A 13,706-nucleotide genomic window follows, 5' to 3' on the forward strand; every position below is an offset into this window, starting at 1 on the left:
TCCCGCCCCCGGCCGCAGCATCAATGCCGACGACTACCAGCACCGCCCCCGCGCGGTCACCGCGCTGGCCAAGGAATTCGCGCCCGGCGCGCGCACCGGCTCGCACTCCCATCCGCGCGCGCAGCTGATCTACGCGGTGGAAGGCATCATGCGCATCACCACGCCGGACGGTTTCTGGGCGTTGCCGCCGCTGCGCGCGCTGTGGGTGCCCGCCGGCCTGCCGCACGGGGTGGACATGGTGGGCGCGGTGTCGATGCGCTCGCTGTACGTGCAGCCCGACGCCGCGCGCGGCCTCTGGCAGGAATGCCAGGTCATCGAGGTCAGCGGCCTGCTGCGCGAGCTGATCCTGGCGCTCACGGCCGAGCCCATCGACTATCCGCCCGAAGGCCGCGCCGCCCAGATCGCCGCGCTCATCCTGTCGGAACTGGCGGCGGCCCGCGTCGTCCCCGTCCAGATCCCGTGGCCGCGCGACCGCCGTCTGCAGGCCATCTGCGCCGCCATCCTGGACCAGCCCGGTCTGCGGCGCGGCATCGAAGACTGGGGCGGCGAGGTGGGCGCGAGCGCCCGCACGCTGATCCGCCTGTTCCAGGCCGAACTCGGCCTCAACTACCGCCAGTGGGTGCAGCAGGTGCGCCTGGCCGACGCGGTCTGCCGCCTCTGCCTGGGCGAATCGGTGGCGCGCGTGGCGGCGCGTCTGGGCTACCGCAGCCCCAGCGCCTTCGCCGCCATGTTCCACCGCGCGCTGGGCGAGCCGCCGCAGCGCTACGTGCGCGGCCGCGCCGCCGGCTGAAACCCGCCCCGCGCCTTGCAACGGGTCTTGCCGTTTGTCACCGCAGGCAATACAGTTCAGGGCGCGTGCAACGGGCGCGTGCAACGGGCGCGTGCAACGGCGCGTGGCAGGCGCCGGCCCGTTCCGCGGCTGTCCTCCCTGCGCATCGACCCGTCCCCTGATCTTTCCCTGCCCGGAACGCGTCCTTGCGCCGGCAATTTTGGTTACGGAAACCTTTGGCGCCGGCAGGCGGTCTATCCCGTTCTGCCCTAGAATCGGCTGCAATGAGCACCCCCCAGCATTCCTCCGCCACCCCGGGCGGCAAACCGGGCCTTCCCTGGAAACGCATACTCGTCAAAACGGCCGCCGTGGCAGCCGGGGCGGGCGCGTGCGCGGCCGTGGCGCTGGGGCTGGCCCTTGCGCTGGCCTGGCCCAGCCTGCCCGACCTGCACGCCATGACCGACTACCGGCCGCGCGTGCCGCTGCGCGTCTATACCGCCGACAAGGTCCTCATCGGCGAGTTCGGCGAAGAACACCGCAACGTGCTGCGTTTCGACGAGATTCCCGAAGTCATGCGGCAGGCCGTGCTGGCGGCCGAAGACGACCGCTTCTACGAGCACGGCGGCGTGGACTGGATGGGCATGGCGCGCGCCGTGCTCACCAACATTGTCACCGGCGCCAAGACCCAGGGCGGCAGTACCATCACCATGCAGGTGGCGCGCAACTTCTACCTGTCGTCCGAAAAAACCTACTCGCGCAAGTTCTACGAACTGCTGCTCACGTTCAAGATCGAGTCCCAGCTCACCAAGGACCAGATTCTTGAGCTCTACATGAACCAGATCTACCTGGGCCACCGCGCCTACGGCTTCGCGGCCGCCTCGCGCACCTATTTCGGCAAGCCGCTGTCCGAGATCACCCCCGCCGAGGCCGCCATGCTGGCCGGCATTCCCAAGGCCCCCTCGCGCGCCAACCCCATCACCAACTACGCGCGCGCCGAGGTCCGCCAGCACTACGTGCTGGGCCGCATGAAGGCGCTCGGCTACCTGACGCAGGAGCAGGTCGACGAGGCGCTCAAGGAAAAGCTCACCGTGCGCGGCGCCGACGGCGCCAGCGCGCGCGGATTCGCCGTGCATGGCGAATACCCGGCCGAGCTGGTGCGCCAGCTCATGTACGGCGTGTTCCAGGAAGACACCTACACGCGCGGCATCGACGTCTACACCACCATCGACTCCAGGGACCAGGAAGCGGCCTACCGCGCCGTGCGCCAGGGCGTGCTCGACTACACCCGCCGCGCCGTCTACCCGGGCCCCGAAGACCAGATCGACCTGCCCGACGGCGTGGAAGACGATCCGCAGGCCCTGGACGACATTCTCGACGGCGTCCAGGAAAAAACGCCCGACGCCGACGACCTGCTCTCGGCGGTGGTGCTCTCGGCCAGCCCCGCCGAGGTCAGGCTGGCACGCAGCTCGCGCGAGATCATCACCATCAGCGACAAGAAGGCGCTGGCCGTCGTGGCACGCGCGCTTTCGCCCAAGGCCAGGGACGAGCAGCGCATCCGCCGCGGCTCGGTCGTGTACGTGCACAAGAACGGCGACGCCTGGGAAATCATCAATATGCCCGCGCTGCAGGCCGCGCTGGTTTCCCTGGCCCCGCAGGACGGCGCCATCCGCGCCATGATCGGCGGCTTCGACTTCAACCGGGGCACGTTCAACCGGGCCACCCAGGCCTGGCGGCAGCCCGGTTCCAACATCAAGCCCTTCGTCTACGCGGCGGCCCTGGAGCGCGGCCTCACGCCCGCCACGCAGATTTCCGACCAGCCCTTCATGCTCACGGCCGAGCAGACCGGCTCCAAGCCCTGGCAGCCCAAGAACGACGGCAACCGCTACGAGCCCATGCTCACGCTGCGGCAGGGCCTGGTCCGCTCCAAGAACATGGTGTCCATCCGCATCCTGCAGGCCATCGGCCCGCAATACGCGCAGGACTACCTCACCCGCTTCGGCTTCGACAAGGCGCGCTGGCCGGCCGTGCTGCCCCTGGCCCTGGGCGCGGGCAGCGCCACGCCCCTGCAGGTCGCCAATGCCTACAGCGTATTCGCCAACGGCGGCTACCGCGTCACGCCCTACCTGATCAGCCGCGTCACCGACCGCTCGGGCAACGTGCTCATGCAGGCCCAGCCCACGCTGGCCGGCGACGAAACCGCGCGCGCCATCGACCCGCGCACCGCCTGGATCATGGACGACATCCTGCGCGACGTCACCGTCAACGGCACCGCGGCGCGCGCGCACCAGACGCTCAAGCGCAACGACGTGGGCGGCAAGACCGGCACCACCAACGAGGCGGTGGACGTCTGGTTCTCCGGCTTCACGCCGTCGCTCGCCACCACGGTCTGGATGGGTTTCGACCAGCCGCGCTCCCTGGGCACCAACGAGTTCGGCAGCGGCCTGGCGCTGAGCACCTGGCTGGACTATATGCAGCCCGCGCTCAAGGGCGTGCCCGAGGCCAAGCCCGCCCCGCGCCCCGACGGAATCATCGTGGACAACGGCGACTACTACCTCTCGGAATTCCCGCCCGGCCAGGCGGTCGCCTCGCTCGACCTCTCTTCCGGCGACGCGCTCACCGACTTCCTGAACAACAACCGCTCGACCGGCGGCGAGGATTTTTCCGTCAAGCCCCAGCCCAAGCCCAACGGCTCGGCCACGCCGCCGGCGGCCCTGCCGGCGGCCACGCCGGCGGCCCAGCCCGCGGACCAGGCGCCTCCCGTGGCGCAGCCCATTCCCATTCCGGACATCGGCCGCCCGTCCGGCTCGCCGCCGGCCGGCGGCGAGCGCGCCATCCCGCCCATACCCGTGCCGCGGGTGGACGGCGGCGCGCCCTCGCTGGCGGCCGCCCGGCCGCGCTGACCCGGCGGACAGGCCCTCGGGTCAGGCCCCGGCCAGGTCCGTCACCACATCGTTGGGCCAGGCGCGCAGGGTTTCGAGGTCCAGGAAACTGAAATAGCCGCTCTGCCACCCCTCGGTGTCGATGTGGTACACGTTGCCCAGCACCAGGGGCGCGGCCACCGGCGTATGGCCGGCCACCACGGCGCGCACGCCCTGCACCAGCGTGCGATCCATCAGTCTCAGGCGCTCGCGCGACCACTGGCAGGCCTGGCTGGTGGAGCGGGCGCGGTCGCGCAGGGCCGATTCCAGACGCGGCCAGAACAGCACCGGGCAATCCGCGTGCAGCAGGCCGACCGCCCCTTCCGCGGTCTCCACCTCGATGGCAATGGGCAGGCGTTCGAAGGCTTCGGCATAGACACGCTGCAACTCGGCCGGCAGGTCCAGGAACCAGCCGCCGCCGTAGTCGCGCCAGTTCCGGGTGTCGACCTTGCCGGTACGCACGTGGCGGATGGCGTAATCCTCGTGATTGCCCTGCACGGCGTAGAACCAGGGCCGCTCCAGCCATTGCAGCGCAGCCTCGCTCTCGGGCCCGCGATCCACCAGGTCCCCCACCGAAAAAAGGCGGTCGCGGCCGGGGTCGAAGCCCAGGCGATCCAGGCTTGCTTCCAGCCGCGAGAAATGGCCATGCACGTCCCCCACCGCGAAGTCGCGGCCGGTTTCATTACGAGGCACCCTGAGAAAACGCTGCTCCATGTCGTCCGTTCCTGGCCTGCCGGCCCGGGAGATCGTTCCCCGGTTTCCGCCGGCGCACAAGTCCACATTCTATTTAATCCGCCTTTCATGACGCCACGCAGGCACCGGCACGCACGACGGTCACGAGAATTAGTATTATTCGTGATAACGTCCCGTTTTTGCACCCTCACCCCGTCGCCATGACTGCCGCGTCCACCATCAAGACCTGGTATCTCGTCCACAAATGGACCAGCCTCGTCTGCACGCTGTTCCTGCTGGTCATCTGTATCACCGGGCTGCCGCTGATCTTCCATCACGAAATCGACCATTGGCTGGACGACGCCAAGCCGGTGTCCGAGGTTCCGGCCGGCACGCCGCCCGCCCGCCTCGACACGCTGGTGGACCGCGCCCGCGCCATGTATCCGTCGGAAGTCGTCGATTACCTGTTCTTCGACCCCGACGAGCCGCAGGTGTACGTAGGCATGGCCAAGAAGCCGGGCGACGGGCAAGTCTCCGGGCACGCCGTGCGCATGGACGCCCGCACCGGCGAAGTGCTGCTCGACGGCCCGCCCTATGCGCAAGACCGCTACACCTTCATGGGCATCATGCTGGCGCTGCACGTGGACCTGTTCGCGGGCCTGCCGGGCGAACTCTTCCTGGGTTTCATGGGCCTGCTCTTCTGCGTGGCCATCGTGTCGGGCGTGGTGCTGTACGGCCCCTTCATGAAAAAGCTGTCGTTCGGCACTGTGCGCGCCGCGCGCTCGACGCGGCTCAAGTGGCTGGACCTGCACAATCTCCTGGGCATCGTCACCCTGGTCTGGGCCTTCGTGGTGGGCCTGACCGGCGTCATCAACGAGCTTTCCACGCCGATTTTCCGCCTGTGGCAAAGCACCGAGCTCACGCGCATCCTGGAGCCCTACAAGGGACAGGGCGTGCCGCCCGCGCTGGCGTCCGCGCAGGGCGCCGCCGACACGGCGCGCAAGGCGCTGCCGGGCACGGAAGTCTCTTTCATTTCGTTTCCGGGCAACGCCTTCGGCAGCCCGCACCACTACATCGCCTGGATGCGCGGCGACACGCCTCTCACCTCGCGCATGAGCACGCCCGTGCTGGTGGACGGCAAGACCGGCGAACTCACGACCGTGGCCCGCATGCCCTGGTACCTCACCGCGCTCGAGCTCTCGCGGCCGCTGCACTTCGGCGACTACGCCGGCATGCCGCTGAAGATCCTGTGGGCGATTCTGGATATCGTCACCATCGTCGTGCTGGCCAGCGGGCTCTATCTGTGGCTGGCGCGCCGCCGCGCCACCGAGGCGCGCGTCGCGGAAATCATCCGCAAGCACCAGCAGGCCGCCGAACCCCAGAGGACGCCCGCATGAGCAAGAAGCAGACATCCGGCAAATTCATGTTCGTCTGGGGCGCACCGCTCACGCTCGGCGTGCTCAGCGTGTTCGGCCTGCTTTCGGCGCTCCTCGGCACCGGCGCCTGGCACTGGGCGTCATGGGCCTCGCTCGCGATCCTGCTGCTGGTGATCGCGCGCTACGGGTTCTTCCCGCCCAGGCAGGCGAAGTAGGCGGGCCGGGCCCGCCGCGCGGCGCTCAGGCCCCGAACTTCTCCGGATCGGGCCCCAGGCGCGGGCCTTCGGCAATGGCGTCGATGGCGTCCATATCCTGGCGCGTCAGCTCGAAATCGAACACATCGATGTTCTCGCGGATGCGCGCCGGCGTCACCGACTTGGGAATAACGATCAGCCCGTGCTGCAGGTGCCAGCGCAGCGTCACCTGCGCGGCCGACTTGCCATACCGGACGGCCAGCTCCTGCAGGACTGCGCTCTTCGCCACGCCGCCTTGCGCCAGCGGGCTCCACGACTCGGTCGCGATGCCGTGCTGCGCGTGGAACGCCCGCAGCTCGCGCTGGGCGAACCCGGGATGCAGCTCGATCTGGTTCACCGCCGGGGTCACGCCGCTTTCCCGGATCAGCCGCTCCAGATTGGCCTTGGTGAAATTCGACACGCCGATGGAGCGCGCCCGGCCGTCTTCCCGCATTTCGATCATGGCGCGCCACGCCTCCAGGAATTTGTCGCTGCCGGCCACGGGCCAGTGGATCAGGTACAGGTCCACATAGGCCAGCCCCAGGCGCCGCAGGCTTTCGTCCATGGCCTTGTGCGCCTCGTCGTAGCCGTGGCTGTCGTTCCAGAGCTTGGTGGCGATGAACAGGTCCTTGCGCGCCACGCCCGATGCGCGCAGCCCCGCGCCCACGCCCGCCTCGTTGCCATAGATGGCCGCGGTGTCCACGGAACGGTAGCCGGCCGCCAGGGCCTCCTTGACGCTGTCCTTGGCCTGGTCGTCCGGCACCTGCCACACTCCCAGCCCGAGCTGCGGAATGCTGTTGCCGTCGTTGAGTTTTACTGCGGGAACCTTCGCCATGAAAACCTCCGTCGCTCGCGGCGCGCGCCGGCGCGGTGAATGCGCGCCGGCGCGCGCGGCCCTGGGGCGGACCGGCGCGCCCCCAGGACCGAGAAGTCAGAAAAGCGGGCCTGCCCGCACATGGCCAGCCAACCCCGGCCGGAACGAAAACCCCCGGGAGCGCCAGGTCCATCCCAGGGGTTTTCACGTAGATAATACTAAGCCCAGCGCGCGCCGCAACCCGGCGGCCGGATTTTTCCCGGCCAGCCAGGCGCGTCCCACACCCGATCCGCCATGACGCCAGGCTCCCCGCCCCCTCCTCCCCACGGCACGCTGCACACGCTGCGCACCCTCTTTCCCTATCTCTGGCCCGCGGGCGAGCGCGGCTTGAAGATCCGGGTCGTGGCCGCCCTGCTCTGCCTCTTCGCGGCCAAGGGCGCCACCGTCTACGTGCCGGTGCTGTATAAGCATGCCGTCGACGCGCTAAGCGGTGGCGCGCCGGGCGCCGTGGCCGTGCCGCTGGGCTTCATCCTGGCCTACGGCGCGGCGCGCGTGCTCTCGCTGCTCTTCGCCGAACTGCGCGACGCGCTGTTCGCCCGGGTCGGACAGCACGCCATCCGCGCGGTCGGCCTGCGCATATTCCGCCACCTGCACGGTCTGGCGCTGCGCTTTCACCTGTCGCGCCAGACCGGCGGGCTTACGCGCTCCATCGAACGCGGCACCAAGGGCATCCAGACCCTGCTCTCGTTCCTGCTCTTCAACATCCTGCCCACCTTCTTCGAGCTCGGGCTGGTCTGCGCCGTGTTGTGGAAAATGTTCGACGGCTGGCTGGCCCTGGCCACGGGCGCCACGGTCGCCCTGTATATCGCCTACACGCTGGCCGTCACCGAGTGGCGCGCGAAATTCCGCCGCCAGATGAACGAAACCGATTCCGAAGCCAACACCAAGGCCATCGAAAGCCTGCTGAACTACGAGACGGTCAAGTATTTCGGCAACGAAGAGCACGAGGCGCGCCGCTACGACGCCTCGCTCACCCGCTACGAACGCGCGGCCGTGCGCAGCCAGGTCAGCCTGTCCGTTCTCAACATCGGGCAGGCGGCCATCATTTCCGCCGGCCTGACGCTGGTCATGTGGATGGCCGCGCGCGGCATCGCGCAGGGCCGCCACACGCTGGGCGATTTCGTGCTGGTCAACACCTATCTGCTGCAGCTCTACCAGCCGCTCAGTTTCTTCGGCTTCATCTACCGCGAGATCAAGCAATCGCTCATCGACATGGAGCGCATGTTCGAACTGCTGGGCCAGGACCGCGAAATCGCCGACCGCCCGGGCGCCGCGCCCCTGCGCGTGGCCGGCGGCGCCGTGGAATTCCGCGACGTGCGCTTCGGATACGATGCGCGCCGCCCCATTCTCAAGGGCGTGAGCTTCGCCATCCCGGCCGGCAAGACCGTGGCCGTGGTGGGCAGTTCCGGGGCCGGCAAATCCACGCTGGCGCGCCTGCTGTTCCGCTTCTACGACGTCGACTCCGGCGCCATCCTGATCGACGGCCAGGACATCCGCGACGTCACCCAGGCCAGCCTGCGCGCGGCCATCGGCGTGGTGCCGCAGGACACGGTGCTCTTCAACGACACCATCCGCTACAACATCGGCTACGGCCGGCCCGGGGCCAGCGAGGCGGAGATCCGCGAAGCCGCCCGCCTCGCCCACATCGACGGGCTCATCGACGCCATGCCCGACGGCTACGGCACCCTGGTGGGCGAGCGCGGCCTGAAACTCTCCGGCGGAGAAAAGCAGCGCGTGGCCATTGCCCGCACGCTGCTCAAGCGTCCCGCCATCTTCCTGTTCGACGAAGCCACCAGCGCCCTGGACACCCACACCGAGCGCGAAATCCAGGCGAACCTGCGCGAGGTCAGCCAGGACCGCAGCACGCTCATCATCGCCCACCGGCTCTCCACCGTGGCCGATGCCGACGAGATACTCGTCCTGGCCGAGGGCCGCATCGTCGAACGCGGCCGCCACGCGCAACTGCTGGCCCGCGGCGGACTGTACGCCAGCCTCTGGGCCCGCCAGCAGCAAAGCGCCCTCGCCGCGCAGGAGGATTGAGCGCCCGCCGGGCCGGGATTGACAGCGCGATGGCGCTGGCCGAACATCGCACCCTTTTCGAGGCCCGCCATGCCCAACGCCTGTTCCGACACCGAAATCCGCGTCTGCGCCGCCGGCGATCTCGCCGAGGGCGGCCTGGGCGTGAAAGTGCCCGTCACCGACGGATCGGGCCGCACCACCGCGTTTTTCGTGCGCTACCAGGGCCGCGTGTACGGCTATCTGAACCGCTGCGCCCACGTGGGCGTGGAACTGGACTGGGAAGGCAGCTTCTTCACCCGCGCGGGCGACCTGCTCATGTGCGCACGGCACGGCGCGACCTACCAGCCCGACACCGGCCTGTGCGTGGGCGGCCCCTGCAAGAACGGCCGCCTCGTCGCGCTGCAGGTGCAGGAACGCGACGAGGCCGTCTACTGGACGCCAGCCGGCAAGATCCAGCCCGTGGCGGACTGACTTCGCGGCCGGCCTATGCGCGGGCGGACGCCGGCTGGGCTTCGTTCCCGCGCTCGGCGTAGCGCCGGGCCAGCATGGCGCACACCATGAGCTGCATCTGGTGAAAAATCATCAGCGGCAGCACCACGATGCCCATTTGCGCCGTGCCGAACAGCACCGTGGCCAGCGGTATTCCCGACGCCAGCGATTTCTTCGAGCCGCAGAACACCAGCGTGATCTCGTTTTCCTTGGACAACCCGAGCCTGCGGCTGCCCCAGGTGGTAACGGCCAGCACGACGCCCAGCAGCAGCGCATTGACCAGCACCAGCGTCGCCAGGTCCCGGGGCGGGAACGCATGCCAGATGCCCTGGGCCACGGCTTCGCTGAACGCCGTGTACACGGCGAGCAGAATGGAGCTGCGGTCCACCTTGGCCAGCACGCGGCTGTTGCGCCTGGCCCAGGCGCCGATCCAGGGGCGCAGCAGGCTGCCCGCCGCGAACGGCAGCAGCAACTGCACCAGGATGCGCCCCGCGTCGGCCAGGCCGTGCCCGCCGCCCTGCCGGTGCAGCAGCACGGCCACCAGCAGCGGCGTCAGCACCGTGCCCAGCAGATTGGACGCGGTGGCCGCGCAGATGGCGCCGGGCACGTTGCCGCGCGCCATAGACGTGAAAGCGATGGAGGACTGCACCGTCGAGGACAAGGTGCAGACGAACAACACGCCCAGCCACAGCGAAGGCGTGAGCAGGCCCGGGAAGGCCGCGCGCAGCGCCAGCCCGAGCAGCGGAAAGAGAATGAAGGTGCACGACAGGATCAGCGCGTGCAGCCGCAGGTCTTTCACCCCCGCGACGATCGCATCCGTGGACAGGCGCGCGCCGTGCAGGAAGAACAGCAGCGAGATCGCGATATTGCTCGCCACCATCATGAAAGACGCGCCCCTGCCCACGGCGGGGAACACACTGGCGAACGCCACCGTGGCGATCAGGATCAGGGTGAAGGTGTCGGGAAGAAAACGGCGCATGGCATCAGGTGTTCCGAAGGGATGCCTGCGACTATAGGCGCGCCGCTTGCCATCGTGAAGTGCGCTAGGTACTTTAACTGCTATTGGATATTCCTATAGCCGTCCTCCATGCTCAATCCCCTCTGGCTCAAGACCTTCGCCGCCGCCGCGGCCGCGCCCAGCTTCTCCGAGGCCGCGCGACGGCTGGGCCTGACCCAGCCCACGGTCAGCGAACACATCCGGCAGCTCGAAACCTCGCTGGGGCGCAAGCTGTTCCTGCGCGACACGCATTCGCTGGCGCTCACCAGCGACGGGCGCAGCCTGCTGGTGCATGCCCAGCTCATCCTCCAGGCGCACGAAAGAGCGCAGAAACTGTTCGATGCGCCGCGGCTGCGCGGCCGCGTGCGGCTGGGCACCTCCGACGACCTGGCGCTGGGCCCCCTGCCCGGCGTGCTGGCCGCGTTCCGCCAGGAACACCCGGAAGTGGAGCTGGACATCACGATCGGCGTGACCAGCGAACTCTACAAGCTGCTGGACGACCACCGCCTCGACGTGATGATCGGCAAGCGCCGCCAGGGCGACCGGCGCGGCCAGACGCTGCACAAGGAAGCCCTGCTCTGGCAAGCCCGCGAGGGCCTGCGCCTCGCGCCCGAAGCCCCCCTGCCGCTGATCCTGCTGCGCGAACCCAGCGTCACCCGCACGCTGGCGCTGGAAGCGCTGGCGCGCGCGGGCCGCGGCTGGCAGATCGTCTGCACCAGCACGAGCTACGCGGGATGCCAGGCGGCGGCGCGCGCCGGACTGGGCATCACCGTGCAGCCCTCGCACCTGTCCACGGCGGGGCTCGCGCCGCCGGCCGGCGCGCTTGCGCTGCCCGCGCTGCCGCAAGTGGAATTCATCGTGATTTCGGCCCCCTCGCCCAACCGTCCGACCCAGGCGCTGACGGACATCCTGATGCGCAGCACACTGGTGTAGGCGGCCGGGCTATTCGGGCAGCGGGTCGGGCACGCCGTCGGCATCGACGGACTGGACGCGGTCCAGCGCGTTGCGCGCGGCCGACATGGCTTCCACCGTGCTGCGAAAACGCCGGCGCACGAAGATCTCGAAGACGCGGTTCTGTTCCCCGGGCGCTGCTTCCTGCTCCGGCCGGGCCTCGGCCTGCGGCGGCCTGACGGCAGCCGTGGGCCGGGTTTCGAGGAAAGCGCGCGGAGGCACGCGCCCTTCGGGCTGCGTGGCATAGGCCACCACGGAAAAACCGCCGATGATTTTCTCGGCCATACCCACTCCTGTTGGAACGCGCGCGCGGCTCCCGCGGAGGCGGCCGTCGGGCGCGATATGTCCCGACTACGGCCCTCCGAACGGCAAACTTAAACAAGAAAGTCAGAATTTCGGGCGCCGGGGCGCAGGCCGCGGCGGGCCATGGAGCGGGCTGGCCTCAGCCGGCGGGCGCGTCGTCCATACGGCCGCGCACGTATCCGGCCACGGTTTCGAGCACTTGCGACAGATCCGCGCGCAACTGCTCGAAGCCTGCGTTGCGCTCGCGCGTGGCTTCGTCCATGTAGAGCGGCCGCCGGATTTCCACCTGCAGGCTGTGGCGCCGCTGCGCGGGCTGGCCGATCTGGGCGATCAGTTGCACGCCCTTGTAGGGGTCGTTGCGCGCCACCGTATAGCCGCGGGCGCGCAGCGCCTCCTCGATGAGGGCGACGAAGCCCGGCTCGCAGGTGGCGCCGTCGCGGTCGCCGAGCACGAAATCGGCCAGCGGGCGCGGACTCTGCCGGCCCAGGCGCTCATAGGCGTCGTTGGGCATCGAGTGCAGGTTCAGGTGCCAGACCGCGCCGAAACGCTCCTGGGTCCGCCAGATGGCGGCAGCCAGGGCCTCGTGGTAGGGCTGGTAATAGGCCTGGATGCGGTGGCGCACTTCGGCCAGCGACAGCTTGCGGTCGTAGATGGGTGTGGACTTGTCCATGCGGCGCCAGATCAGCCCTTTGCCCAGCCGCGTCTTCTCGCCCGGATCCAGCGGCTCGGGCCAGGGCTCGGCCAGCAGTTCCGGATCGAGGTCGCGCAGCGTGCGGTTGGGGTCGATGTACACGCGCGGAAAGTTCGCCGCGATGAGCGTGGCGCCCAGCGCGGGCGCGGCCGACCACAACGCGTCGACGTGGGTGTCCTCGCCCTGCCGCAACTGGGCCAGGGTGGCGCTGGCGCCGAAATCCGCGGGATAGCGCTCGCCGCTGTGCGGCGAGTCACAGACCAGCGGCAAGGCCGGGCCCTGCGGTTCGTATACGGAAACGGCGTCGAAGTCGGCTTGCGTCATCGTCAGTCAGCCTCGATGTGGGCGGTCTTGGCAACCTTGGCGTAGCGCGCCAGGGCCTGTTCGATCTGCGCCTGGAATTCCTGGGGCGTGGTGGGCATGAGCGTACCGCCGACGTCCTCGGCCTTCTTGCGGAACTCGGGGTCTTCCATGGCGGCGCGCACGGCCTTGTTCAGCCGTTCGATCACGGCGGCAGGCGTGCCGGCCGGCGCCACCAGGCCGAACCAGCCGCCCGTGCCCATGTCGGGATAGCCCAGCTCGATATACGTGGGCACGTCGGGCAGCAGCGGCGAGCGCTGCGCGCCGAGCACGGCCAGGGCCCGCAGCTTGCCGCCCTGCACCTGCGGCAGGGTAGACGAGAGATTGTCGGTAATGGCGTCGACCTGGCCGCCCATCACGTCATTGAGCGCCGGGCCCGCGCCGCGGTACGGCACGTGCAGCAGCTTGACGCCGGACAGCATCATGAAGTTCTCGATGTTCACGTGTCCCAGCGACCCCACGCCGGGCGAGGCGAAGCTGTACTTGTCGGGCGAGCCCTTGGCCAGCGCGACGAACTCGGCCATGTTCTTGGCCGGCACCTGCGGATTGATCGCGAAGATGCTGGGCACGGCCAGCACGTTGCCGATGGGCGCGAAGTCCTTGACCGGGTCGTAGTTCAGGCGGCGGTACACGGCCGGGTTGGAGCCATGCGTGCTCATCGTGGCCATGCCGATGGTGTAGCCGTCCGGCGTGGCGCGCGCCACCTGCTCCATGCCCAGCGAGCCGCCCGCGCCGGCCTTGTTTTCCACCACGATGGTCTGCTTGAGATCGCGGCCGGCGTATTCCGCGATGAGGCGCGCCACGATGTCGGTCGAGCCGCCGGCCGCGAAAGGCACTACCAGCTTGATCGGGCGCGCGGGATAGTCGGCCGCCCGGGCGGGCATGGCGACGGCGGACGCCAGGGAAACGATGCCGGCGAGCGCAAGGCGCGCGGACCGGCCAAGAAAACGGCGGGACATGAGGCAACTCCGAAAAGGGAATGGCGAAGAAGCCGCAAGTGTCCGAACTTTACGCTGGAGCATCAAACGACTATATTGCACGCTTTCATTACCAG

The 13,706-nt window shown here is 69.1% G+C and carries 13 protein-coding genes; 7 read left to right on the top strand and 6 right to left on the bottom strand.

The features are described 5' to 3' along the window. Both NGJ44_RS20470 and NGJ44_RS20475 read left to right on the top strand, forming a co-directional pair. Positions 1 to 790: AraC family transcriptional regulator (locus NGJ44_RS20470; protein WP_353506969.1), on the top strand; the 790-nt coding region annotated here is incomplete at its 5' end. A gap of 263 nt (positions 791 to 1,053) precedes the next feature. After that, a complete protein-coding gene (locus tag NGJ44_RS20475; protein ID WP_251865494.1) occupies positions 1,054 to 3,669 on the top strand; it encodes a penicillin-binding protein 1A in 2,616 nt (871 codons plus the stop codon). Between the two features lie 21 nt (positions 3,670 to 3,690). Here the strand turns inward: NGJ44_RS20475 and NGJ44_RS20480 are convergent, their stop codons facing one another. Continuing rightward, positions 3,691 to 4,401 carry a metallophosphoesterase gene (locus tag NGJ44_RS20480; protein ID WP_251865496.1) on the bottom strand — a complete coding sequence of 237 codons (711 nt, stop codon included), beginning with the start codon at positions 4,399 to 4,401 and terminating at the stop codon, positions 3,691 to 3,693. A gap of 179 nt (positions 4,402 to 4,580) precedes the next feature. Between NGJ44_RS20480 and NGJ44_RS20485 the strand changes: the two genes are divergently transcribed. Both NGJ44_RS20485 and NGJ44_RS20490 read left to right on the top strand, forming a co-directional pair. Next, the gene (locus tag NGJ44_RS20485; RefSeq protein WP_251865498.1) at positions 4,581 to 5,756 is read left to right on the top strand and encodes a PepSY-associated TM helix domain-containing protein; all 1,176 of its coding nucleotides are present in this window, start codon (positions 4,581 to 4,583) and stop codon (positions 5,754 to 5,756) included. Beyond that, complete coding sequence (locus NGJ44_RS20490; RefSeq protein WP_251865500.1) at positions 5,753 to 5,950, top strand: hypothetical protein; 198 nt, start codon at positions 5,753 to 5,755, stop codon at positions 5,948 to 5,950. The genes NGJ44_RS20485 and NGJ44_RS20490 overlap by 4 nt, the downstream gene beginning before the upstream one ends. A gap of 25 nt (positions 5,951 to 5,975) precedes the next feature. Here the strand turns inward: NGJ44_RS20490 and NGJ44_RS20495 are convergent, their stop codons facing one another. Then, positions 5,976 to 6,803 carry an aldo/keto reductase gene (locus tag NGJ44_RS20495; protein ID WP_251865502.1) on the bottom strand — a complete coding sequence of 276 codons (828 nt, stop codon included), beginning with the start codon at positions 6,801 to 6,803 and terminating at the stop codon, positions 5,976 to 5,978. Between the two features lie 273 nt (positions 6,804 to 7,076). Here NGJ44_RS20495 and NGJ44_RS20500 point away from each other — a divergent pair, with 273 nt between their 5' ends. Both NGJ44_RS20500 and NGJ44_RS20505 read left to right on the top strand, forming a co-directional pair. Then, entirely contained in the window at positions 7,077 to 8,882 is a 1,806-nt protein-coding gene (locus NGJ44_RS20500; protein ID WP_251865504.1) for an ABCB family ABC transporter ATP-binding protein/permease, read from the top strand. A 69-nt stretch (positions 8,883 to 8,951) separates the two neighbouring features. Beyond that, positions 8,952 to 9,332 carry a Rieske (2Fe-2S) protein gene (locus tag NGJ44_RS20505; protein ID WP_251865505.1) on the top strand — a complete coding sequence of 127 codons (381 nt, stop codon included), beginning with the start codon at positions 8,952 to 8,954 and terminating at the stop codon, positions 9,330 to 9,332. A gap of 13 nt (positions 9,333 to 9,345) precedes the next feature. Here the strand turns inward: NGJ44_RS20505 and NGJ44_RS20510 are convergent, their stop codons facing one another. Further along, positions 9,346 to 10,329 carry a bile acid:sodium symporter family protein gene (locus NGJ44_RS20510; RefSeq protein ID WP_251865508.1) on the bottom strand — a complete coding sequence of 328 codons (984 nt, stop codon included), beginning with the start codon at positions 10,327 to 10,329 and terminating at the stop codon, positions 9,346 to 9,348. Positions 10,330 to 10,437: 108 nt separating this feature from the next. Here NGJ44_RS20510 and NGJ44_RS20515 point away from each other — a divergent pair, with 108 nt between their 5' ends. Next, positions 10,438 to 11,280, top strand: a complete 843-nt coding sequence (locus tag NGJ44_RS20515) for a LysR substrate-binding domain-containing protein (protein WP_053245049.1) — start codon at positions 10,438 to 10,440, stop codon at positions 11,278 to 11,280. Positions 11,281 to 11,289: 9 nt separating this feature from the next. Here NGJ44_RS20515 and NGJ44_RS20520 read toward each other — a convergent pair whose 3' ends face one another. The 3 genes from NGJ44_RS20520 to NGJ44_RS20530 form a co-directional block, all read right to left on the bottom strand. After that, positions 11,290 to 11,583 carry a hypothetical protein gene (locus NGJ44_RS20520; RefSeq protein WP_053245046.1) on the bottom strand — a complete coding sequence of 98 codons (294 nt, stop codon included), beginning with the start codon at positions 11,581 to 11,583 and terminating at the stop codon, positions 11,290 to 11,292. A 157-nt stretch (positions 11,584 to 11,740) separates the two neighbouring features. After that, positions 11,741 to 12,616: an N-formylglutamate amidohydrolase gene (locus NGJ44_RS20525; protein WP_251865510.1), complete on the bottom strand. Its 876-nt coding sequence runs from the start codon at positions 12,614 to 12,616 to the stop codon at positions 11,741 to 11,743. A gap of 2 nt (positions 12,617 to 12,618) precedes the next feature. Further along, on the bottom strand, positions 12,619 to 13,611 hold the full coding sequence (locus NGJ44_RS20530) for a Bug family tripartite tricarboxylate transporter substrate binding protein (protein WP_251865513.1): 993 nt from the start codon (positions 13,609 to 13,611) through the stop codon (positions 12,619 to 12,621). Positions 13,612 to 13,706 lie beyond the last annotated feature (95 nt).

This window comes from Achromobacter sp. Marseille-Q4962, from assembly GCF_943737005.1.
Taxonomy (GTDB): domain Bacteria; phylum Pseudomonadota; class Gammaproteobacteria; order Burkholderiales; family Burkholderiaceae_B; genus Achromobacter.

Coding starts and splice junctions, on each gene's coding strand:
- NGJ44_RS20480 (WP_251865496.1), bottom strand. CDS start 4,401: ATGGAGCAGCGTTTTCTCAGGGTGCCTCGTAATGAAACCGGCCGCGAC.
- NGJ44_RS20500 (WP_251865504.1), top strand. CDS start 7,077: ATGACGCCAGGCTCCCCGCCCCCTCCTCCCCACGGCACGCTGCACACG.
- NGJ44_RS20530 (WP_251865513.1), bottom strand. CDS start 13,611: ATGTCCCGCCGTTTTCTTGGCCGGTCCGCGCGCCTTGCGCTCGCCGGC.
- NGJ44_RS20495 (WP_251865502.1), bottom strand. CDS start 6,803: ATGGCGAAGGTTCCCGCAGTAAAACTCAACGACGGCAACAGCATTCCG.
- NGJ44_RS20475 (WP_251865494.1), top strand. CDS start 1,054: ATGAGCACCCCCCAGCATTCCTCCGCCACCCCGGGCGGCAAACCGGGC.
- NGJ44_RS20510 (WP_251865508.1), bottom strand. CDS start 10,329: ATGCGCCGTTTTCTTCCCGACACCTTCACCCTGATCCTGATCGCCACG.
- NGJ44_RS20485 (WP_251865498.1), top strand. CDS start 4,581: ATGACTGCCGCGTCCACCATCAAGACCTGGTATCTCGTCCACAAATGG.
- NGJ44_RS20490 (WP_251865500.1), top strand. CDS start 5,753: ATGAGCAAGAAGCAGACATCCGGCAAATTCATGTTCGTCTGGGGCGCA.
- NGJ44_RS20520 (WP_053245046.1), bottom strand. CDS start 11,583: ATGGCCGAGAAAATCATCGGCGGTTTTTCCGTGGTGGCCTATGCCACG.
- NGJ44_RS20505 (WP_251865505.1), top strand. CDS start 8,952: ATGCCCAACGCCTGTTCCGACACCGAAATCCGCGTCTGCGCCGCCGGC.
- NGJ44_RS20515 (WP_053245049.1), top strand. CDS start 10,438: ATGCTCAATCCCCTCTGGCTCAAGACCTTCGCCGCCGCCGCGGCCGCG.
- NGJ44_RS20525 (WP_251865510.1), bottom strand. CDS start 12,616: ATGACGCAAGCCGACTTCGACGCCGTTTCCGTATACGAACCGCAGGGC.